The following is a 20,653-nucleotide window of genomic DNA, read 5'->3' on the forward strand; positions in this document are numbered from 1 at the left end:
ACCAAGATCCACTCGGTGGGAGCGGATGCGTGACGGTTGGCGCCGGAGGTGGTGCCGACATGAGGACACGCAACGCACAACGCAGTGCCATGGGCAGGTACGGCGAGGATCTGGCCGCGCGGCGGCTGGCGGACGCCGGTATGACGGTCCTGGAGCGCAACTGGCGCTCCGGCAGGACGGGTGAGATCGACATCGTGGCCCGGGACGGGGACGTCCTGGTGGTCTGCGAGGTGAAGACCCGCAGGGCGGGCATCTTCCAGCACCCGATGGCCGCGGTCACGCCGACGAAGGCGCAGCGCCTGCGCGGTCTGGCGGAACGCTGGGCGCAGGAACACGGCGGGGCCCCGCCGGGCGGCGTGCGTATCGACCTGGTGGGCGTCGTGCTCCCCGACCGCGGCGCACCCGTGGTCGAACACGCGCGAGGGGTGGCCTGATGGGGTTCGCGCGTACGTGCTCGGTGGCGCTCGTCGGCGTCGAGGGTGTGGTGGTCGAGGTCCAGGCGGATCTGGAGCCGGGGGTGGCGGCGTTCACGCTGGTCGGGCTGCCGGACAAGAGTCTGAGCGAGAGCCGGGACCGGGTGCGGGCGGCCGTCGCCAACTCGGGCGGCGAATGGCCGCAGAAGAAGCTGACGGTGGGGCTGAGCCCGGCCTCGGTGCCGAAGGCCGGCAGCGGCTTCGATCTGGCCGTCGCCTGCGCCGTGCTCGGCGCCTGTGAGCGCATCGACCCACGGGTGCTCGCCGACATCGTCATGATCGGGGAGCTGGGCCTGGACGGCCGCGTCCGGCCCGTGCGGGGCATTCTGCCGGCGGTGCTGGCCGCGGCGGACGCGGGCTACGAGCAGGTGGTCGTGCCCGAGTGTGCGGCCGCCGAGGCCTCGCTGGTGCCCGGCGTCTCCGTCCTGGGTGTGCGCAGCCTGCGCCAGCTGATCGCCGTCCTGGCGGACGAGCCGGTACCCGAGGAGGAACCGGACGAGCAGGGCCGTCCCGATCCGCTGTTGGCGGGTCTTCGGGTGCCCGGCACGGGCGCGGCCACGGGGATGCACAGCCTGGGCGCCGCCCAGTACGACCAGGGTCATGACCTCGCCGACGTGGTGGGCCAGATCTCGGCGCGGACGGCGGTGGAGGTCGCCGCCGCGGGTGGCCACCACCTGTTCCTGGAGGGCCCGCCCGGCGCCGGGAAGACCATGCTCGCGGAGCGGCTCCCCGCGATCCTCCCGCTGCTCGGCAGGCAGGAGTCGCTGGAGGTCACGGCGGTGCACTCGGTGGCAGGTCTGCTGCCCCCGGGCAAACCCCTGATCGACGTCGCTCCGTACTGCGCCCCGCATCATTCGGCCACCATGCAGGCGCTCGTGGGCGGCGGCCCGGGCATCGCGCGGCCCGGCGCGGTCTCACTCTCCCACCGGGGCGTCCTCTTCCTCGACGAGACGCCCGAGTTCAGCAGCCACGCCCTTGACGCGCTACGACAGCCCCTGGAGGCGGGGCACGTGGTGGTCGCACGCAGTGCGGGTGTCGTGCGGTTCCCTGCGAAATTCCTGATGGTGCTCGCGGCGAACCCCTGCCCCTGCGGCCGCTTCTCCCAGGCGGACGACTTCTGCGAGTGCCCGCCCTCGGCAATCCGCCGCTACCAGGCGCGGCTGTCCGGCCCGCTGCTCGACCGGGTCGACCTGCGCGTCGAGGTCGACCGGGTCACCCGCGCCCAGCTGGCCCAGCGGGGCGCCGTCGGCGAGTCCACCAGGACCGTCGCCGACCGCGTGAGGGCGGCCAGGGAGCGTGCGGCGGCCCGGCTCGTGGGCACGCCGTGGCGGACCAACAGCGAGGTACCCGGGCGGGAACTGCGCAGCCGCTGGCCCGCCGTGGCCGGAGCGATGGACGAGGCGGAACGGAATCTGGAGCGCGGTGCGCTGACCGCCCGCGGGCTCGACCGCGTGCTGCGTGTCGCCTGGACCGTCGCGGACCTCGTCGGCCACGACCGGCCCGACGCGACGGACGTCGCCCTGGCGCTGCAACTGCGTACCGGCGTGCCGCGCGGGGTGCCCATGGCCATCGGGGCGCTGACATGAGCCTCGGTGGCGATCCGGCCGGCGAGCTGCTCGCCCGGGTCTTTCTCAGCCGTGTTCTCGAACCGGGGGACGAGGTCGGCGGGCGGTGGCTGCGAGAGCTCGGCGCGGTGGAAGTGGCGCGACGGCTGCGCGAGGGCGGGGCGCAGCTCGTCGGGATCACCGACAAGCGGTGGGCCGGACTGCTGGACCGGGCCGGGCAGGCGAAGCCCGAGCGGGATCTCGCGGTCGCCCAGGAGGCAGACATGCGGTTCGTGGTGCCCGGGGACGGCGAATGGCCCGGGCAGCTCGACGACCTGGGGGACGCGCGGCCGGTGGGGCTGTGGGTGCGGGGGCGGCCCAGTCTGCGGATGTGGGCGCTCAGATCCGTCGCCGTCGTCGGGGCACGGGCCTGCACCGAGTACGGGGCTCACATGGCGGCCACGCTCGGCGCAGGGCTCGCCGAGCGCGGGTGGGTGGTCGTGTCCGGCGGGGCCTACGGGGTCGACGGCGCCGCCCACAGGGGCGTGCTCGGCGCCGGCGGTGCCACCGTCGCGGTGCTGGCCTGCGGGGCCGACCGGGCCTACCCGCGCGGACACACCGAGTTGCTCGGCAGGATCGCGGAACAGGGACTGGTGATCGGGGAACTGCCGCCCGGCGATCATCCGACGCCGAGCAGATTCATCGTCCGCAACCGGGTGATCGCCGCCCTGACCAGGGGCACCGTGGTCGTCGAGGCCGCGCACCGCAGCGGCTCGCTGGTCACGGCGCGGGCCGCGCAGCGGCTGGGGCGCCACACGATGGGCGTCCCCGGGCCGGCGACCAGCGGCCTGTCCGCCGGAGTGCACGAGCTTCTGCGGGGCGACGCCGTGCTCGTCACCGACGCCGCGGAAGTCGTCGAGCTGGTCGGCGACATGGGCGAACTGGCCCCGGACCGGCGCGGACCCGTGCTGCCCCGCGATCTGCTGGAGCCCGGCGCCCGCCGCGTCCTGGCCGCACTGCCCGGCCGCGGGGCGGCGCCGCCCGGTGACATCGCGCGGGGTGCGCAGACCACGCAGGACGACGCGATCGCGAGACTGTACGAACTCCGATCACTCGGTTACGTCGAACGACACGGCGACGGCTGGAAGTTGACACGCCAGGCGATGATCTCCGTCCGCGGGGGTCGCAGTCCGTGCTGACCATGCGTGTACGGCCGTCCGGGGGAAGCCTGACACCTGTGCAAATACGCGTAGTTGGCGTCCTCGGGCGGTCACGCACAGCGATCGCCATGACTCTGTGGGGCGTCCTGCGGAACGTATCTGCGCACCCGATCCGCGCCGGTCTTCGCGCACCGCGACACTTCAGTCACGCTACGCTCACGTGGATTCCGGCACAGACCGGCATCTCGACACCAGACCGACAGCTCACCCAGGCACCCCCACTTCACGGCAGAACGGCACAAGGCGACGAATGCCCCAGCACACCTCCGGGTCCGACCGGGCGGCGATCCCCCCAGCCGCCCGTGACGGTGGCAGCGTGCGGCCGCCCGCTCCCTCGACGCTCGACGAGCTGTGGCGGTCGTACAAGGACACGGGCGACGAGCGGCTGCGGGAGCAGCTGATCCTGCACTACTCGCCGCTGGTCAAGTACGTGGCGGGACGGGTGAGCGTCGGGCTGCCGCCGAACGTGGAGCAGGCCGACTTCGTCTCCTCCGGCGTCTTCGGGCTCATCGACGCGATCGAGAAGTTCGACATCGACCGGGAGATCAAGTTCGAGACGTACGCGATCACCCGGATCCGGGGCGCGATGATCGACGAGCTCAGAGCGCTGGACTGGATCCCGCGGTCGGTGCGGCAGAAGGCGCGGAACGTGGAGCGCGCGTACGCGACCCTGGAGGCGCGTCTGAGACGGACACCGTCGGAGGGCGAGGTGGCCGTCGAGATGGGCATCCCCGTCGATGAACTCCACGCCGTGTTCAGCCAGTTGTCGCTGGCCAACGTGGTGGCCCTGGAAGAGCTGCTGCACGTGGGGGGCGAGGGCGGGCTCAGCGTGATGGACACGCTGGAGGACACCGCCGCCGACAACCCGGTCGAGGTGGCCGAGGACCGCGAGCTCAGACGGTTCCTGGCCCGGGCGATCAACACACTGCCCGAGCGGGAGAAGACCGTCGTCACGCTGTACTACTACGAGGGCCTGACGCTCGCCGAGATCGGGAACGTGCTCGGCGTGACCGAGAGCCGGGTGAGTCAGATCCACACCAAGTCGGTGCTGCAGTTGCGGGCGAAGCTGGCGAGCTTCGGACGCTGAGCGGCCCGACTCACTCCCGTCGGGGGTGGTCCGTCCGTAAAGTGGTTGACGTGCCAAGGATTCGAGCGGCCTCCGTGGCCGAACACCGGTCGATGCAGCGAGCCGCCCTGCTGGACGCGGCCCGGTCTCTGCTGTCCGAGGGTGGGACTGAGGCGCTGACCTTCCCGGCCCTCGCCGAGCGGACGGGGCTTGCACGGTCGTCCGTGTACGAGTACTTCCGCTCCCGGGCGGCCGTCGTCGAGGAACTGTGCGCGGTGGACTTCCCGGTGTGGGCCGCGGAGGTCTCGGCGGCGATGGAGCGGGCGGGGTCGGCCGAGGGCAAGGTCGAGGCGTATGTGCGGCAGCAGCTGGTGCTGGTCGGGGACCGGCGGCATCGGGCTGTGGTGGCGATCTCCGCGAGTGAGCTGGATGCGGGAGCCCGGGAGAAGATCCGGGCCGCGCATGGGGGGCTGGTCGCGATGATCGTCGAGGCGCTCGGGGAGATGGGGCATTCTTCGCCCCGGTTGGCTGCGATGCTGGTGCAGGGGGTTGTGGACGCGGCTGTGCGGCGGATCGAGCTGGGGGCGGCGGAGGAGCCTTCGGCGATCACTGAGGCCGCGGTGGCCATGGCGCTGCGAGGGGTTCGCGGCTGAGGCCGGTGGGGGTTGCCGGCGAGGGGTGGCGCTTGCCGGTGCCGCCCGCGCCCACCCGCGCCGCCCTTGCGGCACGACTGCCCGCGGCTTGCACAGACCGACTGCCCGAAGGCTGCGGCGGCTGGTGCGAGCACCTGCAGGCTCCCCGCGGCTCAAGCGGGCAGCGGTACTCCGAGTACCGGCAGTAGCCTCGACGGGCCCCAGTGCAGCAGCCACGGTGGGAGTAGGGACAGGGGGTCCAAGTAGGTCTCGCCTCTCAGGAGGCCCCAGTGCACGCACGTGACCGTGCAGTGGCCGGATCCCGGTTCCACCGTCCCCACCACCTCGCCCGGCGTCACCTCGTCGCCCTTCTGCACCGACGCCTTCACCGGTTCGTATGTCGTTCGCAGGTTCGGGTCCGTCAGCTGCACGGAGATCACGCCCCGGCCTGCCACGCGGCCCGCGAAGGAGACGCGGCCGGCTGCCACCGCTCTCACCGGGGTTCCGGCCGGGGCTGCCAGGTCCACGCCCCGGTGGCCGCGGCCGTAGACCGTCACCGGGGGCTCCCAGCCTCGTAGGACAGTGGGGTGGGTGCCCACCGGCCAGGCGCGGCCGACGGCAGGGACCGCTGGGCCCGGGGTCGGGGGTGGTGGCGGGTCGTCCGCCCAGGCCCAGGGGGACAGGGCGGTCAACGCCAGTCCCAGCAGTACCGCCCACGTCATCTGCACGTATCGCCTCGCTCGCATGCGAGAAGGTTCCCGCGCCGCTCCCGATCACGGCCGGGAGCTGTGGACTACGCCCCGGTTGTGGACAGCGGCGTCACCCGGCGCCTCGCCGGTCCCGTACACTTCTTCTGGCGATCCGGGTCACCGGGTCGACTTCGCACGCCCCGACACCAGGCCGTCCAACGGTGGGTGTCAGCGCCTCTCGGTCCTCTGCGGCAAGGCGCGTCGCGGGCGTCAGGCGCGGGAGCCGTCCGGTCCCCGCGGCACAACCGAGAAACTCAAGGAGAACGGCCATGGCCGTCGTCACGATGCGGGAGCTGCTGGAGAGCGGCGTCCACTTCGGTCACCAGACCCGTCGCTGGAACCCGAAGATGAAGCGGTTCATCTTCACCGAGCGCAACGGCATCTACATCATCGACCTGCTCCAGTCGCTGTCGTACATCGACCGCGCCTACGAGTTCGTCAAGGAGACCGTCGCCCACGGCGGCACGGTCATGTTCGTCGGCACGAAGAAGCAGGCGCAGGAGGCCATCGCCGAGCAGGCCACCCGCGTCGGCATGCCCTACGTCAACCAGCGCTGGCTGGGCGGCATGCTCACCAACTTCTCCACCGTCTACAAGCGTCTGCAGCGCCTCAAGGAGCTCGAGCAGATCGACTTCGAGGACGTCGCCGCTTCGGGTCTGACCAAGAAGGAGCTTCTCGTGCTCTCGCGCGAGAAGGCCAAGCTGGAGAAGACCCTCGGTGGTATCCGCGAGATGCAGAAGGTGCCCAGCGCCGTCTGGATCGTGGACACCAAGAAGGAGCACATCGCGGTCGGTGAGGCCCGGAAGCTCAACATCCCGGTCGTCGCGATCCTCGACACCAACTGCGACCCGGACGAGGTCGACTACAAGATCCCGGGCAACGACGACGCGATCCGCTCCGTCACCCTGCTCACCCGTGTGATCGCCGACGCCGTCGCCGAGGGCCTCATCAGCCGCTCGCGCGTCGCCACCGGTGACAAGGGCGAGAAGGCCGCGGGCGAGCCGCTCGCCGAGTGGGAGCGCGACCTGCTCGAGGGCGAGAAGAAGGCCGACTCCGAGGAAGCCGCCGAGAAGCCGGCCGAGGCCGCTGCCGAGGCCCCCGAGGTTGAGGCTCCGGCCGCCGAGGTTGAGGCTCCGGCCGCCGAGGCTGAGGCTCCGGCCGCGGACGCCGAGCAGGCCTGACCCGTCAGCGTCCTCAGTTGACGGCGGGGGCGGTGTGAAATCCGCCCCCGCCGTTCACCCGTAGGTCGGCGGAGAGTCAGCGGCCCGCGGCTACATGGGGCCGTAGACCCCGTAGATCTTCGATCTTCCAGACTTCGAGAAAGATTCACAGACTCATGGCGAACTACACCGCCGCCGACGTCAAGAAGCTTCGTGAGCTCACCGGCGCCGGCATGATGGACTGCAAGAAGGCGCTGGACGAGGCCGAGGGCAACGTCGAGAAGGCCGTCGAGGCGCTCCGTATCAAGGGCCAGAAGGGCGTCGCCAAGCGCGAGGGCCGCTCCGCCGAGAACGGCGCCGTGGTCTCCCTCATCGCCGACGACAACTCCTCCGGCGTTCTCGTCGAGCTGAAGTGCGAGACGGACTTCGTCGCCAAGGGCGAGAAGTTCCAGGCCGTCGCGAACGCGATCGCCGAGCACGTCGCCAAGACCTCCCCGGCCGACATCGAGGCGCTGCTCGCCTCCGAGATCGAGGCCGGCAAGACCGTCCAGGCGTTCGTGGACGAGGCCAACGCCAACCTCGGCGAGAAGATCGTCCTGGACCGCTTCGCGCAGTTCGCCGACGGCTTCGTGATCGCGTACATGCACCGCACGATGCCCGACCTGCCCCCGCAGATCGGTGTCCTCGTCGAGCTGGACAAGCCCAACGCCGAGATCGCCAAGGGTGTCGCCCAGCACATCGCCGCCTTCGCGCCGAAGTACCTCTCCAAGGAGGACGTGCCGGCCGAGGTCGTCGAGTCCGAGCGTCGCGTCGCCGAGGAGACCACCCGCGCCGAGGGCAAGCCCGAGGCCGCCCTGCCGAAGATCGTCGAGGGTCGCCTCAACGGCTTCTTCAAGGACGCCACGCTGCTCGGCCAGCCGTACGCACTCGACAACAAGAAGTCCGTCCAGAAGGTCCTGGACGAGGCCGGTGTCACCCTGAAGCGCTTCACGCGCATCAAGGTCGGCATCTGAGTCCGTGCCGCGATCGGCGTCTCGGCCCGATAGGGTCGGGTGCAGCCGTCCGGCCGTCCGGCACGCAGGCGCGTGACGGACGACAGCAGATCTGACGAGGAGGCCATTGCCGAGCATGGGATGCCAACACCCCAGCGGCAATGGCCTTCTTCGTATGTGCAACACGTGAAAGAGGCGGGATCTCCATGACCACCACCAAGCCCCAGAAGAGCGACGACGGCAAAGTACGCGGCCGGTTTCTGCTGAAGCTGTCCGGTGAGGCCTTCTCCGGTGGCGGGGGCCTGGGAGTGGACCCCGACGTGGTGCACAAGATCGCCCGCGAGATCGCGGCCGTCGTAAGGGACGGGGCGCAGGTCGCGGTCGTCATCGGCGGCGGCAACTTCTTCCGCGGCGCCGAGCTCCAGCAGCGCGGCATGGACCGGGCCCGCTCCGACTACATGGGCATGCTCGGCACCGTGATGAACTGCCTCGCCCTCCAGGACTTCCTGGAGAAGGAGGGCATCGACAGCCGGGTGCAGACCGCCATCACCATGGGCCAGGTCGCCGAGCCGTACATCCCGCTGCGCGCGGTGCGCCACCTGGAGAAGGGCCGGGTCGTCATCTTCGGCGCCGGTATGGGCATGCCGTATTTCTCCACCGACACCACCGCCGCCCAGCGCGCCCTGGAGATCGACGCCGAGGCGCTGCTGATGGGCAAGAACGGCGTGGACGGGGTCTACGACTCCGACCCCAAGCGCAACCCGGACGCCGTCAAGTTCGACTCCCTCGGCTACGGCGAGGTGATCACCCGCGACCTCAAGGTCGCCGACGCCACCGCGATCACGCTGTGCCGCGACAACAAGCTCCCGATCCTCGTCTTCGAGCTCCTCGCGGAGGGCAATATCGCCCGCGCCGTCAAGGGTGAGAAGATCGGCACGCTTGTGGGTGACCACGGCAGCCGGGACTGACCAGCAACACCCATGGACCCTGACCGGGGGATGGACAATGTCCTGCCGGTCGGGAACCGTGCAGGAAGAAGACGCGACGCAGCCGGCCGCCGCCCCACGCATATGGAACAGCAGCCGGGCCTACTCAAGACACGCAGGAGCAAGTGGTGATCGAAGAGACCCTCCTCGAGGCCGAGGAGAAGATGGAGAAGGCCGTCGTGGTCGCCAAGGAGGACTTCGCCGCGATCCGCACCGGTCGTGCGCACCCGGCGATGTTCAACAAGATCGTGGCCGACTACTACGGCGCGCCGACGCCGATCAACCAGCTGGCTTCGTTCTCCGTGCCGGAGCCGCGCATGGCGGTAGTGACCCCGTTCGACAAGACGGCGCTGCGCAACATCGAGCAGGCCATTCGCGACTCCGACCTGGGCGTCAACCCGAGCAACGACGGCAACATCATCCGGGTGGTGTTCCCGGAGCTCACCGAGGAGCGCCGTCGCGACTACATCAAGGTCGCCAAGGGCAAGGCCGAGGACGCGCGCGTGTCCATCCGCTCCGTGCGCCGCAAGGCCAAGGACGCCATCGACAAGCTGATCAAGGACGGCGAGGTCGGCGAGGACGAGGGCCGCCGTGCGGAGAAGGAACTCGACGACGCCACCCACAAGTACGTGGCCCAGGTGGACGAGCTTTTGAAGCACAAGGAAGCGGAGCTGCTCGAGGTCTGATGAACGACTCTTCCTGGGGAACGCCGCCCCACACCGGGTCGCAGGCGGGGTACTGGGGGCCGTCCGACCAGGGACCTGTCCAGGGGGCTGCCCCTGCGGGTCCCGCGTACGATGCGCCCAAGGCGCAGCAGACTCGCCCCATGCCCATCGTGCCCGAGGTACCCGCGTACGGCGGTGACCAGGATGACGACCGGGGGGCCGCTCGGCTGAGCGGCCCCTTGTTCCGCGACGAACCCCCTCAGTCGCCGCCCTACCCGGCGGCGCAGCAGAATCCGGAGCCCATGCCCGACGCCCCGCAGCCGGCGCCCCGCCCGCAGAAGAAGAGCGCGGGCCGTGACCTGGGCGCGGCCATAGGGGTCGGTGTCGCGCTCGGTGTGGTGATCGTCGCGTCGTTGTTCATCGTCAAGGCCGTGTTCGTCGGTGTGGTCGCGGTCGCCGTCGTGGTCGGTCTGTGGGAGCTGACCAGCCGTCTCCAGGAGCGCAAGGGCATCAAGGCGCCCCTGGTCCCGCTGGCACTCGGCGGCGGAGCGATGGTCGTCGCGGGTTACGTGCGGGGCGCCGAGGGCGCGTGGGTCGCCATGGCACTCACGGCGCTCGCCGTCCTCGTATGGCGCATGACGGAACCGCCGGAGGGCTACCTCAAGGACGTCACGGCGGGTGTCTTCGCGGCCTTCTACGTTCCCTTCCTGGCGACGTTCGTGGCGCTGATGCTGACGGCCGAGGACGGCCCGTGGCGTGTGCTGACCTTCCTGCTGCTGACGGTGGTCAGCGACACGGGCGCGTACGCCGTCGGCTGGCGTTTCGGGAGCCACAAGCTCGCCCCGCGCATCAGCCCCGGCAAGACCCGCGAGGGCCTGCTCGGCGCGGTCACGTTCGCGATGGTGGCGGGCGCGCTGTGCATGCAGTTCCTGATCGACGACGGCGCCTGGTGGCAGGGCCTGATCCTCGGCGTCGCGGTCGCGGCCAGCGCCACTCTGGGCGACCTCGGTGAGTCGATGATCAAACGGGACCTGGGCATCAAGGACATGGGCACGCTGCTGCCGGGGCACGGCGGCATCATGGACCGGCTGGACTCGCTGCTGCCGACTGCGCCGGTGGTGTGGCTGCTGATGGTGCTGTTCGTGGGGTCCGGCTGACCGGCCCGTGACGCGTGGAGCCCCTGCCCTTCCGAGGGCGGGGGCTCCAGGCTTCGGGAGGGCTTTCCGGACGATGGCGCACCGGTCGGCCGAGTGGGACGATTCCGATGTAAGCCCTCAAAGGGGATCTCCCGAACCCGAAGCGGAGGCGCCATGTCCACCATCCATGAGGAGTTCGACGTGGACTGCCGTCCTGAGGACGCCTGGGCGTACATCATCGACCCCTCCCACATGCCGGAGTGGCAGCTCAGCGCGGTCGCCGCCGAACAGCTCGACGACCACCCCTTCGGACTCGGATCCCGGGTCCGGGTCACCCGGCACGTAGGCGCCCGCGACATTCCGATGACCATGGAGTGCACCCAGTACGAACCGCAGCGCTCCTGGACCGTACGCGGGATCGACGGCCCTGTCAGGGGCAACTTCCACGGCGAGATCACGCCCCTCGACGACGGCCGCCGTACTCACGTGACCATGGACCTGGACTTCGAGGGACGCGGCCTCGGCAGGATCCTGCTCCCGCTGGTCGTCCGCCAGCAGGTCCGCAAGGAGATGCCGCGCAACGAGCAGTTGCTCAAGGACAAGCTGGAGCACACCACCACCTAGGCAGGCCTTGTTGCTGTCGCCGGTCTCCCGGAGGCTTCACTTTCACCCGCATTCTTGGTGGAGCGGGCCACACCATTGGATCTGCGACACTGGTACAGCCATGCCTAAGCCCGGAGAACTCACTTTCGTCGCCCCCCGTGGAGCCAAGAAGCCGCCGCGGCATCTTGCCGATCTCACGCCCGCCGAGCGCAAGGAAGCGGTGGCCGAGATCGGCGAGAAGCCGTTTCGTGCCAAGCAGCTGTCGCAGCACTACTTCGCGCGGTATGCGCACGACCCGGCGGAGTGGACCGACATCCCGGCCGGTTCGCGCGGCAAGCTGCAGGAGGCGCTGCTTCCCGAGCTGATGACGGTCGTACGGCATCTGTCGACCGACCAGGGGACGACGCGCAAGACCTTGTGGCGGCTGTTCGACGGGACGCTCGTCGAGTCGGTGCTGATGCGCTACCCGGACCGGGTGACCATGTGCATCAGCTCACAGGCCGGCTGCGGGATGAACTGCCCGTTCTGTGCCACCGGGCAGGCCGGGCTCGACCGGAATCTGTCCACCGCCGAGATCGTGCACCAGATCGTCGACGGGATGCGGGCTCTCAGGGACGGAGAGGTGCCTGGAGGGCCCGCGCGGCTGTCCAACATCGTCTTCATGGGGATGGGTGAGCCGCTCGCCAACTACAAGCGGGTCGTCGGGGCCGTACGGGCCCTCACCGACCCCGCTCCCGACGGGCTCGGGCTCTCCCAGCGCGGCATCACCGTCTCGACCGTCGGCCTCGTCCCGGCCATCCACCGGTTCGCCGACGAGGGCTTCAAGTGCCGGCTCGCCATCTCGCTGCACGCGCCGGACGACGAGCTGCGCGACACCCTCGTCCCCGTCAACACCCGGTGGAAGGTGCGCGAGGTCCTCGACGCCGGCTTCGAGTACGTCGAGAAGAGCGGGCGGCGGCTGTCGATCGAGTACGCGCTGATCCGGGACATCAACGACCAGGCGTGGCGCGGTGACCGGCTCGGACGGCTGCTCCGCGGCAAGCCCGTGCACGTCAACCTCATCCCGCTGAACCCGACCCCCGGCTCGAAGTGGACGGCGTCCCGGCCCGAGGACGAGAAGGCCTTCGTCGAGGCCATCGCCGCGCATGGTGTGCCGGTGACCGTCCGGGACACCCGTGGGCAGGAGATCGACGGGGCCTGCGGTCAGCTCGCGGCCACCGAGCGGTAGCCTGAGCCGGTACGTACATCTTCATATTCCGACAGGGGAGCGCCACAGCGCTGAGAGTGCGGCAACCGGGCCGCAGACCCTCTGAACCTTGCCCAGGTCATTCTGGGTAGGAAGTTCGGTCTTCACTCGAGCTGTTGCGCCCTGCCCGGAAGCCGGTGGAATGCTCCGGCGCTTCCGGGCAGGGCCGCGTCTCTTCCTGGTCAGCCAGGAGGAATTCAGTGCACACCAAGACGTTCGTGGCCGCCGCGGTCGGCCTCGGCCTGATCACGCTGTCCGCGTGCGGGTCCTCGGCCGGCAGTGGAGGCTCGGCGGACTCCAGGACCGTGACCCTCGTCAGCCACGACTCGTGGGCCGTCTCGAAGAACGTTCTCGCGGACTTCGAGAAGCAGTCCGGATACAAGGTCAAGGTCCTCAAGAGCGGCGACGCCGGGCAGGCCGTCAACAAGGCCATCCTCACCAAGGACAACCCGCAGGGCGACGTCTTCTTCGGCGTCGACAACACCCTGCTCTCGCGGGCGCTCGACAACGGGCTGTTCCAGTCGTACGAGGCGAAGGGCGCAGACCGGATCCAGGCGCAGTACCGGGTCGACCAGGCACGGCACCGGGTCACACCGATCGACTCCGGTGACATCTGCGTCAACTACGACAAGGCGTACTTCAGCAAGCACAAGCTGGCACCGCCCCAGACGCTCGACGATCTCGTCAAGCCCGCGTACAAGAACCTGCTCGTCACCGAGAACGCCTCCACCTCCTCGCCCGGCCTCGGCTTCCTGCTCGGCACGGCCGCCAAGTACGGCGACACCGGCTGGCAGGGCTACTGGAAGAAGCTCAAGGCGAACGGCGTGAAGGTCGTCGACGGCTGGGAGCAGGCCTACAACGAGGAGTTCTCCGGGTCCGCGGGCGGCAAGAAGGCCAAGGCGGACCGGCCGCTCGTCGTCTCCTACGCCTCCTCGCCGCCCGCCGAGGTCATCTACGGCGACCCGAAGCCGAAGACCGCGCCGATCGGAACGTCGTACGGCACCTGCTTCCGGCAGATCGAGTACGCCGGGCTGCTCAGCAACGCCGGGAACACCAAGGGTGGGAAGGCGTTCATCGACTTCCTGGTGGGCAAGGAGTTCCAGGAGGACATGCCGCTCAACATGTTCGTCTACCCGGTGATCGAGGGCGCCAAGGTGCCGCCGGAGTTCGTGAAGTACGGGCAGCCGGCCAAGGACCCCGAGACCATGGCCCCGACGAAGATCGCCGCCAACCGTGACCAGTGGGTCAAGTCGTGGACGTCACTCGTACTGAAGTAGCCGTCCGCCAAAGGCGGACGGGGAGCGCGGTGCGGCTCGGTCTGATGGCCGTGCCGGTCGCGTTCTTCGCCGCCTTCTTCGCCTGGCCCGTCGCCGCGATCGTGGCGCGCGGGCTCAAGGTCGACGGGTCGTGGCAGTTCGGGCGGATCGCGGACGTCGTCACGCAGTCCGACATCCGGCACGTCCTGTGGTTCACCACCTGGCAGGCGCTCGCCTCCACCGCGCTCACGCTGCTGGTCGCGCTCCCCGGCGCGTATGTCTTCGCGCGCCTCGACTTCCCCGGCAAGCAGGTGCTGCGCGCCGTCGTCACCGTCCCGTTCGTGCTGCCGACGGTCGTGGTGGGTACGGCGTTCCTGGCGCTGGTCGGGCGCGGGGGACTGCTCGACGAGCTGTGGGGCGTACGGCTGGACACCACCGTCTGGGCCATCCTGCTGGCGCATGTCTTCTTCAACTACGCCGTGGTCGTACGGACCGTAGGCGGCCTGTGGGGGCAGCTCGACCCACGGCAGGAGGAGGCGGCGCGGATGCTGGGCGCGTCCCCGTTCAGGGCCTGGCGGAAGGTGACCCTGCCGGCGCTCGCGCCCGCCGTGGCCGCCGCCGCGCTGATGGTCTTCCTGTTCACCTTCACCTCCTTCGGCGTGGTGCAGATCCTCGGCGGCCCGACCTTCTCCACCCTCGAAGTGGAGATCTACCGGCAGACCTCGGAGATCTTCGACCTGTCCACCGCCGCCGTGCTCACGATCGTCCAGTTCGCCGCCGTCGGCGCGATCCTCGCCGTGCACGCCTGGACCGTACGGCGGCGGGAGACAGCCCTGCGGCTCGTGGACGCGAACGTCACGGCGCGGCGGCCGCGCGGGGCCGGGCAGTGGGCGCTGCTGGCCGGAGTCCTCGCCACCGTCCTCGTGCTGCTCGTGCTGCCGCCGGCCGTGCTGGTGCAGCGCTCCCTGGGCGCCTCGGGCTTCGGCTACTACCGGGCGCTGACCCACGACGACGGCGGGACCTTCCTCGTGCCGCCGATCCAGGCCGTCGGCAACTCGCTCCAGTACGCCCTCGCCGCGACCGCCATCGCCGTGGCGATCGGCGGTCTGGCCGCCGCGGCGCTCGCGCGCCGGGACGCGGGCCGACTGGTCCGTGGCTTCGACGCACTGCTGATGCTGCCCCTGGGCGTCTCCGCCGTGACCGTCGGCTTCGGCTTCCTGATCGCGCTCGACAAGCCGCCGCTGAATCTGCGCAGTTCATGGATTCTGGTGCCGCTCGCGCAGGCGCTGGTGGGCGCCCCCTTCGTCGTACGGACCATGCTGCCGGTGCTGCGGGCCGTGGACGCGCGGCTCAGGGAGGCGGCGGCCGTGCTCGGCGCGTCGCCGTGGCGGGTGTGGCGGGAGGTCGACCTGCCGATGGTGCGGCGGGCGCTGCTGGTCGCGGCCGGGTTCGCGTTCGCGGTGTCACTGGGGGAGTTCGGGGCGACCGTGTTCATCGCGCGGCCGGACAACCCGACGCTGCCGGTCGCCGTGGCCCGGCTGCTCGGCCGGCCGGGCGACCTCAACTACGGGCAGGCGATGGCCCTTTCGACGATTCTGATGGTGGTGTGCGCGGTGGCGCTGCTGGTCCTGGAGCGGCTGCGCACCGACCGGAGCGGGGAGTTCTAGATGCTGCTGAGCCTTGAGGACGCGACCGTGCGGTTCGGCGGGCGGGCCGTGCTCGACACCGTCGGCCTCGATGTCGCCGAACACGAGATCGTGTGCGTGCTCGGGCCCAGCGGCAGCGGCAAGTCGACGCTCCTGAGGGCGGTTGCCGGGCTCCAGCCTCTGTCCATCGGGCGGGTGCTGCTCGACGGGCGGGACCAGTCGGGGGTGCCCGCGCACAAGCGGCAGGTGGGCCTGATGTTCCAGGACCATCAGCTCTTCCCGCAGCGGGACGTGGGCGGGAACGTCGCCTTCGGGCTGCGGATGCTCGGTGCCACGCGCCCTCGACAGGACGAGCGGGTACGGGAGTTGCTCGACCTCGTCGGGCTGCCGGGTGCCGCACGCCGGGCTGTCGCCTCGCTCTCCGGCGGTGAGCAGCAGCGCGTCGCGCTGGCCCGCGCGCTGGCGCCCCGGCCGCGGCTGCTGATGCTGGACGAGCCGCTCGGCCAGCTCGACCGCTCGCTGCGGGAGCGGCTGGTCGTCGAACTCCGGGAACTCTTCGGCCGGCTGGGGACCACCGTCCTCGCTGTGACGCACGACCAGGGCGAGGCCTTCGCGCTCGCCGACCGGGTCGTGGTGATGCGGGACGGGCGGATCGCCCAGTCCGGTACGCCACTGGAGGTGTGGCAGCGTCCCGCGGACGAGTTCGTGGCCCGCTTCCTCGGCTTCGACAACGTGGTCGATGGAATGGTGAGCGGCGAGGCCGCGGACACCCCCTGGGGCAAGCTGCCGGTGCCGCAGGACGCCCCGCAGGGGACGCGCACACTGCTCGTGCGGCCCGCCGGTGTCCGGCTCGTGCCGGCCGACGAGGGCCTGCGCTGCACCGTGGCGGCACGCACCTTCAAGGGCACCCATGTCGCCGTACAGGTGCAGCCGGAGGAGGCGCCGCGGCTCGAGGCGGCGGTGGCGCTGCGGGAGGCGCCGGAGGTCGGGGAGACGGTCGGGGTGGAGTTCGACGCGGCCGAAATCGTGGTGCTCGGCTGAGGGGTCCGCGCATAGGGTGCGCGGGATGACACTTCCTACGCATGATCGCTACTGCGACGAGATCGCCCATCAGGTGGAGCAGTTGAGGGCGGTGGTGACGAGCGGCGCCGATCTGACCGCGACCGTGCCGACCTGCCCGGACTGGACCCTGGAGATGCTCGTCCTGCACATGGGCGGAGCCCTGCGCTGGTCCGGGACGCTGGTCCGGAAACGGGCCGAGGAGAACGTCCCTGACGAGGAGATTCCGCGCGGCGACGGCCCCGAGACCCCGGGGGACGCCGAAGCCCTCGACGCCTGGCTGGCGGAGGCCGGGGAGCTGGCGGTGGGCGCCCTGCGCGAGGCTGGGCCCGACGCGAAGGTGTGGTCCTGGTCCGCGATCCACACGTCCGGCTTCTGGGCACGCCGTATGGCGCACGAGATCACCGTCCACCGGGCGGACGCGGCACTGACGGCCGGGCTGCCCTACGAGGTCGCGCCCGAGGTGGCCGTCGACGCGATCGACGAGTGGCTGCAGATCGTGGAATGGAAACAGCGGGCGGAGCCCGACGAGACGGCTTCGCGCGAGCTGCGCGGACCCGGTCGCAGCATCCACCTCCATGCCACCGACACCGCCACCGAGCTGAACGCCGAGTGGGTCGTCGAGCTCACCGAGGACGGCGTCTCCTGGCGCCGCGACCACGAGAAGGCGGACGTCGCCCTGCGCGGCCCCCTCACCCAGGTCCTCCTCGCCTTCTACAGCCGGCTTCCGCTGGACAGCCCGGAGTTGGAGGTCCTCGGCGACCGGGAGCTGCTGGAGTTCTGGCTGGCGCGGGCGAGCTTCTGAAACGACTGCGGCCCGTCCCCCCGGGGAGCCGGGGGACGGGCCGCAGCGGTGTTCTGCGAGAGGCGTCAGCGGCTGCTGTTCGTCCCGCGACGGCGCATGCCGAAGAAGACGGCGCCGCCGCCGACCACGACCAGCGCGCCCGCGATACCGGCGATCAGGCCGGTGTTGGAGTTCGCACCGGTCTCGGCGAGGTTGGAGCCGCCGGCCGCGGGGGACGGGGCGTTGGACGAGGTGCTCGCCGGAGGGGTGCTCTCGGAGGCGGACGGGGTCGGGGACTCGGCCGGGGTCGAGGCGGACGGCGACGGGGTCGCAGGCGGGGTCGACTCGCCCTTGGAGCAGCCCTCGGACGGAGTCGTCAGGTTCGGCGTGATGTCCTTGTCGACGATCAGGTGGTTCTTGTCGCGCCCGGCCTGCACGCGGATGCGGTACTCGGCGTTCGGCGACCAGTTCTCGTCGAAGGTGATGGTGACACCCTCACGGGAACCGGTGACGTCCTTCGAGCCGACCGTCTTCACGTCGGCACCGTTGTTCTCCAGGAACACGGTGACCGTGGCGGGGGTACCGGAGACGTCCTGGTCGTTGACGGTGATGACGCCCTTGCCGCCGTCGCACTTGGCTTCGGCGGAGAACTCACTGATGTTGCAGGCGAGCGCGGAGCCCGCGGCGCTCAGCGCGAGCGCGGAGGACGCGGCGGCGACGCCCAGGATCTGCACGGAACGACGTGCAGTACGGCGAGATATGGACACGTTTGCCCTTCACGGGAGGTGCAACTGCGGGGGGCTGACGAGGAACGTGACGCGACTGTGGAGGTGAAGCCTCACACTCCCCAGGAGACTCAAAGGTTTATAAGCGTTCGATAAGGAGTGTCAATGCGCAGGCGCACCAGGGTCATTGGCTTTACCCTCTTATTAACCGCCGAGACGTTTCAGCGCCGCCGGAGCCTCCTCGATACGGTCAACGAGGGCTATACGGGACTCCATTGAGCGTTCCCGGGCGAGTGACTGCAAGAGGGGCCAGGTCGGCAGGTGCTCCGTCCAGTGCGTGCGGTCGACGAGCACCATGGGCGTCGGTTCGCCGCGCGACTCGTAGTAGTTGGGCGTCGCGTTGTCGAAGATCTCCTGTACGGTCCCGGCGGCGCCCGGCAGGAAGACCACCCCTGCGTTCGAGCGGGCCAGCAGACCGTCCTCGCGGGTGGCGTTGGCGAAGTACTTGGCGACGTGCGAGGCGAAGGGGTTCGGCGGTTCATGGCCGTAGAACCAGGTGGGGATGCCGATGGAGTGGTTGCCCTTCGGCCAGCGGATGCGCACCTCGAAGGCGACGCGGGCCCACTCGGTGATCGAGGGCACGAACGACGGTGACTTCGCGAGGAGTTGGCAGGCCTCCTCCAGCATGTCGTCCTCGTACGGCGCCGCGTACGCGCCCAGGTTCGCCGCCTCCATGGCGCCCGGCCCGCCGCCGGTCGCCACGGTGAACCCGGCGCGGCTCAGCTCGCGGCCGAGACGCGCCGCCCCGGCGTACGCGTCCGTCCCGCGGGCCATCGCATGACCGCCCATCACGCCCACCACCCGTGCCCCGCGCAGCAGTTCGTCGAGGGCGTCGGATATGGAGTCGTCGTGCACGGCACGCAGCATCGAGGCGAATATGTCGCCGTCGGCCTTGGTGCGCTGGAACCAGGTGTAGGCGAGGGCGTCCGGCGTCTGCTCGTACCCCTTCTCCAGCGAGGCGAACAGCTCGTCGGGCGCGTACAGGTGCCCGCGGTACGGGTCGAAGGGCAGATGCGGGACCGGCGGGAAGACCAGCGCCCCGTCGGCGCGGACCTTCGTTGCCGCGTCGGGACGCATAGGGCAGCCGAGGAAAACCGCCTCGGCGGTGTCGGTGGTGAGCAACTCCCTTGTGCGGTCCGTCAGATCGACGGCCTGTACGCGGTAACCGGCGAGGGTGCCGCGGGCCGACACCGTCGCGTCGAAGTCCTCGAGCGTCTCGATCTCGCGCTCGTCGTGGTGGGCCGCATGGGCCGGGCTCGTCTGCACGGGCCCATGCTAGGCACGCCGTTCGCCTAGGTTTTCGATCAGCCCTGGACGGCCGTCGGGTCCATCCACAGGACCTCCCAGCTGAGGCCCGTGGTCTGCCGCCTCGGCTGCCCCGTCGCCGTCAGCGGCTGCCTGCCTGGTCGGCGCTGTGGAGGAAAGCCGGAGGCCGGCAGCGGCCATCGGCGGCCAGGTGGATCTTCGTGCTGCCGGCCGTGTACAGGCGCTGCCGACCAGATCAGCGTCACCCCGAGGGGCTGCCCAGGACAGTGCAGTGTCGCTGCGAGACGTCCCGTCGCTCCGGGAACCTCATGTCACCGGATCTTCGGGCGGCTCAGAGGGCGACCGATGTGACGGCAACGCCTCCGGGTCCGCATCGGCATCGACCCTCACCCACGGCAGCTCCTCGAACTGCGCGATGATCCGGCTCCAGCCACCGCTTCGCGCTCCGCCGGTGGGCGCCGCATCGTCCAGCCAGATCTCCGTGCCCGGCGGAAGGTCCTCCGGTCCGCGCTCGGTGCCGATGACAAGGACGAACTCGGGGTCGTCAGGACTGCTCCGGCAGTAGTACGTGTCCCCGTCGCGCCACGCTTCCATGGCGAAGTCCGCAAGGATCGCCCGCCCGTGGCGGCCCTCGGGAAAGAGCAGGAGCAGGGTGTCGCCCCGCACGGGCACGTCCGTGTCGGCCACACGGCCGGCCAACGCCTTGACAGAGACGGCGGGCTCGACCTGGAGACCGAAGCCGGTGCGGTGCGATCCCGTCACGGTCACGATGCGGTAGGGCACGCCGCATCTTCCCATCTCTTCTGATGTACATGACTCGCCCGGCAGTCAATGGCACCAGCACCAGTCGCGGTGGCGGCAACGGCGCCGTCGACGTACAGCTCGGCCGTCTGGGCGGTGGCGTCGTTGTACTGCAGCATGAAGGGGCTGGTCTGGCTGCCGTCCTGGGTGCCTCCGGCGGCGTCAGCCCTGGACCGCCGCCGGGTCCATCCACACGACCTCCCAGCTGTGGCCGTCGAGGTCGTCGAAGGAGCGGCCGTACATGTAGCCCTGGTCCTGGACGTCGTCGTTGGCGGTGCCGCCGGCCGCGACCGCCTTGTTCACCAGCTCGTCGACCTTCTCGCGGCTCTCGGCGCTCAGACAGATCAGCACCTCGCTGGTCTTCGTCGAGTCCGCGATCTCCTTCTTGGTGAAGTCCGCGTACCGCTGCTTGCTGAGCAGCATCGTGATGATGGTGTCGCTGATCACGACACAGGCGCAGTCGTCGCCGCTGAACTGCGGGTTGATCGTGTAGCCGAGCTCCGTGAAGAACTTCTTCGACGCCTCGACGTCGTCGGTGGCCAGGTTCACGAAGATCATCTGCTGGTACATGTGAGGTCTCTCCC

Annotated in this window: 21 protein-coding genes and 1 riboswitch; of the genes, 16 read left to right on the forward strand and 5 right to left on the reverse strand. The window is 70.2% G+C overall.

Annotated features, from left to right (window positions below; translation table 11 throughout):
• Positions 1-29: 29 nt before the first annotated feature.
• From AB0N07_RS04440 to AB0N07_RS04460, 5 genes are all read left to right on the forward strand, one after another.
• Entirely contained in the window at positions 30-434 is a 405-nt protein-coding gene (locus AB0N07_RS04440) for a YraN family protein (RefSeq protein ID WP_344404833.1), read from the forward strand.
• The gene (locus AB0N07_RS04445; protein WP_365831951.1) at positions 434-2,059 is read left to right on the forward strand and encodes a YifB family Mg chelatase-like AAA ATPase; all 1,626 of its coding nucleotides are present in this window, start codon (positions 434-436) and stop codon (positions 2,057-2,059) included. Before AB0N07_RS04440 ends, AB0N07_RS04445 begins: the two co-directional genes overlap by 1 nt.
• Complete coding sequence (dprA, locus tag AB0N07_RS04450; protein WP_365831953.1) at positions 2,056-3,216, forward strand: DNA-processing protein DprA; 1,161 nt, start codon at positions 2,056-2,058, stop codon at positions 3,214-3,216. Before AB0N07_RS04445 ends, dprA begins: the two co-directional genes overlap by 4 nt.
• Positions 3,217-3,487: 271 nt before the next feature.
• Complete coding sequence (gene whiG / locus AB0N07_RS04455; RefSeq protein WP_365831955.1) at positions 3,488-4,324, forward strand: RNA polymerase sigma factor WhiG; 837 nt, start codon at positions 3,488-3,490, stop codon at positions 4,322-4,324.
• A 74-nt stretch (positions 4,325-4,398) separates the two neighbouring features.
• Positions 4,399-4,956: a TetR/AcrR family transcriptional regulator gene (locus tag AB0N07_RS04460; protein WP_115905632.1), complete on the forward strand. Its 558-nt coding sequence runs from the start codon at positions 4,399-4,401 to the stop codon at positions 4,954-4,956.
• Positions 4,957-5,108: 152 nt separating this feature from the next.
• Here the strand turns inward: AB0N07_RS04460 and AB0N07_RS04465 are convergent, their stop codons facing one another.
• Complete coding sequence (locus AB0N07_RS04465) at positions 5,109-5,681, reverse strand: M23 family metallopeptidase (RefSeq protein WP_365831957.1); 573 nt, start codon at positions 5,679-5,681, stop codon at positions 5,109-5,111.
• Between the two features lie 272 nt (positions 5,682-5,953).
• Between AB0N07_RS04465 and rpsB the strand changes: the two genes are divergently transcribed.
• The 11 genes from rpsB (at position 5,954) to AB0N07_RS04520 (ending at position 17,238) form a co-directional block, all read left to right on the forward strand.
• Positions 5,954-6,865 (forward strand): 30S ribosomal protein S2, encoded by a 912-nt coding sequence (rpsB, locus tag AB0N07_RS04470; protein ID WP_365831959.1) that lies wholly within the window; start codon positions 5,954-5,956, stop codon positions 6,863-6,865.
• 155 nt (positions 6,866-7,020) lie between these two features.
• Positions 7,021-7,857: a translation elongation factor Ts gene (gene tsf, locus AB0N07_RS04475; protein WP_365831961.1), complete on the forward strand. Its 837-nt coding sequence runs from the start codon at positions 7,021-7,023 to the stop codon at positions 7,855-7,857.
• A gap of 185 nt (positions 7,858-8,042) precedes the next feature.
• Positions 8,043-8,804: a UMP kinase gene (gene pyrH, locus AB0N07_RS04480; RefSeq protein ID WP_030943206.1), complete on the forward strand. Its 762-nt coding sequence runs from the start codon at positions 8,043-8,045 to the stop codon at positions 8,802-8,804.
• A gap of 146 nt (positions 8,805-8,950) precedes the next feature.
• On the forward strand, positions 8,951-9,508 hold the full coding sequence (gene frr / locus AB0N07_RS04485) for a ribosome recycling factor (RefSeq protein ID WP_365831963.1): 558 nt from the start codon (positions 8,951-8,953) through the stop codon (positions 9,506-9,508).
• Complete coding sequence (locus AB0N07_RS04490; RefSeq protein WP_365831965.1) at positions 9,508-10,644, forward strand: phosphatidate cytidylyltransferase; 1,137 nt, start codon at positions 9,508-9,510, stop codon at positions 10,642-10,644. The genes frr and AB0N07_RS04490 overlap by 1 nt, the downstream gene beginning before the upstream one ends.
• 153 nt (positions 10,645-10,797) lie before the next feature.
• Positions 10,798-11,247 (forward strand): SRPBCC family protein, encoded by a 450-nt coding sequence (locus tag AB0N07_RS04495; RefSeq protein ID WP_365831967.1) that lies wholly within the window; start codon positions 10,798-10,800, stop codon positions 11,245-11,247.
• A 100-nt stretch (positions 11,248-11,347) separates the two neighbouring features.
• Positions 11,348-12,454 carry a 23S rRNA (adenine(2503)-C(2))-methyltransferase RlmN gene (rlmN, locus tag AB0N07_RS04500; protein WP_030943230.1) on the forward strand — a complete coding sequence of 369 codons (1,107 nt, stop codon included), beginning with the start codon at positions 11,348-11,350 and terminating at the stop codon, positions 12,452-12,454.
• 23 nt (positions 12,455-12,477) lie between these two features.
• Positions 12,478-12,585, forward strand: a riboswitch (TPP riboswitch).
• Between the two features lie 87 nt (positions 12,586-12,672).
• The gene (locus AB0N07_RS04505; RefSeq protein ID WP_365831970.1) at positions 12,673-13,749 is read left to right on the forward strand and encodes a thiamine ABC transporter substrate-binding protein; all 1,077 of its coding nucleotides are present in this window, start codon (positions 12,673-12,675) and stop codon (positions 13,747-13,749) included.
• Between the two features lie 44 nt (positions 13,750-13,793).
• The gene (locus AB0N07_RS04510) at positions 13,794-15,395 is read left to right on the forward strand and encodes an iron ABC transporter permease (protein WP_365832091.1); all 1,602 of its coding nucleotides are present in this window, start codon (positions 13,794-13,796) and stop codon (positions 15,393-15,395) included.
• The gene (locus AB0N07_RS04515; protein WP_365831972.1) at positions 15,396-16,415 is read left to right on the forward strand and encodes an ABC transporter ATP-binding protein; all 1,020 of its coding nucleotides are present in this window, start codon (positions 15,396-15,398) and stop codon (positions 16,413-16,415) included. It begins immediately after the preceding gene.
• Positions 16,416-16,440: 25 nt separating this feature from the next.
• A complete protein-coding gene (locus tag AB0N07_RS04520; protein WP_365831974.1) occupies positions 16,441-17,238 on the forward strand; it encodes a maleylpyruvate isomerase family mycothiol-dependent enzyme in 798 nt (265 codons plus the stop codon).
• A 65-nt stretch (positions 17,239-17,303) separates the two neighbouring features.
• Here AB0N07_RS04520 and AB0N07_RS04525 read toward each other — a convergent pair whose 3' ends face one another.
• From AB0N07_RS04525 to AB0N07_RS04540, 4 genes are all read right to left on the reverse strand, one after another.
• A complete protein-coding gene (locus tag AB0N07_RS04525) occupies positions 17,304-17,984 on the reverse strand; it encodes an LAETG motif-containing sortase-dependent surface protein (RefSeq protein WP_365831976.1) in 681 nt (226 codons plus the stop codon).
• A 162-nt stretch (positions 17,985-18,146) separates the two neighbouring features.
• Complete coding sequence (locus AB0N07_RS04530) at positions 18,147-19,268, reverse strand: LOG family protein (protein ID WP_365831978.1); 1,122 nt, start codon at positions 19,266-19,268, stop codon at positions 18,147-18,149.
• Between the two features lie 306 nt (positions 19,269-19,574).
• Positions 19,575-20,051: a hypothetical protein gene (locus AB0N07_RS04535; protein WP_365831980.1), complete on the reverse strand. Its 477-nt coding sequence runs from the start codon at positions 20,049-20,051 to the stop codon at positions 19,575-19,577.
• Positions 20,052-20,231: 180 nt separating this feature from the next.
• Entirely contained in the window at positions 20,232-20,639 is a 408-nt protein-coding gene (locus tag AB0N07_RS04540) for a VOC family protein (RefSeq protein ID WP_365831982.1), read from the reverse strand.
• Positions 20,640-20,653: the final 14 nt, after the last annotated feature.

Origin of the sequence: Streptomyces sp. NPDC051172, assembly GCF_040682555.1 — a bacterium.
Taxonomy (GTDB): Bacteria; Actinomycetota; Actinomycetes; order Streptomycetales; family Streptomycetaceae; genus Streptomyces.

Bases quoted from the DNA above. Each gene is read 5' to 3' on its own strand.
- rlmN (WP_030943230.1), top strand. From the start codon at position 11,348: ATGCCTAAGCCCGGAGAACTCACTTTCGTCGCCCCCCGTGGAGCCAAG.
- tsf (WP_365831961.1), top strand. From the start codon at position 7,021: ATGGCGAACTACACCGCCGCCGACGTCAAGAAGCTTCGTGAGCTCACC.
- AB0N07_RS04515 (WP_365831972.1), top strand. From the start codon at position 15,396: ATGCTGCTGAGCCTTGAGGACGCGACCGTGCGGTTCGGCGGGCGGGCC.
- AB0N07_RS04540 (WP_365831982.1), bottom strand. From the start codon at position 20,639: ATGTACCAGCAGATGATCTTCGTGAACCTGGCCACCGACGACGTCGAG.
- dprA (WP_365831953.1), top strand. From the start codon at position 2,056: ATGAGCCTCGGTGGCGATCCGGCCGGCGAGCTGCTCGCCCGGGTCTTT.
- AB0N07_RS04445 (WP_365831951.1), top strand. From the start codon at position 434: ATGGGGTTCGCGCGTACGTGCTCGGTGGCGCTCGTCGGCGTCGAGGGT.
- AB0N07_RS04465 (WP_365831957.1), bottom strand. From the start codon at position 5,681: ATGCGAGCGAGGCGATACGTGCAGATGACGTGGGCGGTACTGCTGGGA.
- pyrH (WP_030943206.1), top strand. From the start codon at position 8,043: ATGACCACCACCAAGCCCCAGAAGAGCGACGACGGCAAAGTACGCGGC.
- whiG (WP_365831955.1), top strand. From the start codon at position 3,488: ATGCCCCAGCACACCTCCGGGTCCGACCGGGCGGCGATCCCCCCAGCC.
- rpsB (WP_365831959.1), top strand. From the start codon at position 5,954: ATGGCCGTCGTCACGATGCGGGAGCTGCTGGAGAGCGGCGTCCACTTC.
- AB0N07_RS04520 (WP_365831974.1), top strand. From the start codon at position 16,441: ATGACACTTCCTACGCATGATCGCTACTGCGACGAGATCGCCCATCAG.
- AB0N07_RS04495 (WP_365831967.1), top strand. From the start codon at position 10,798: ATGTCCACCATCCATGAGGAGTTCGACGTGGACTGCCGTCCTGAGGAC.
- AB0N07_RS04490 (WP_365831965.1), top strand. From the start codon at position 9,508: ATGAACGACTCTTCCTGGGGAACGCCGCCCCACACCGGGTCGCAGGCG.
- AB0N07_RS04510 (WP_365832091.1), top strand. From the start codon at position 13,794: ATGGCCGTGCCGGTCGCGTTCTTCGCCGCCTTCTTCGCCTGGCCCGTC.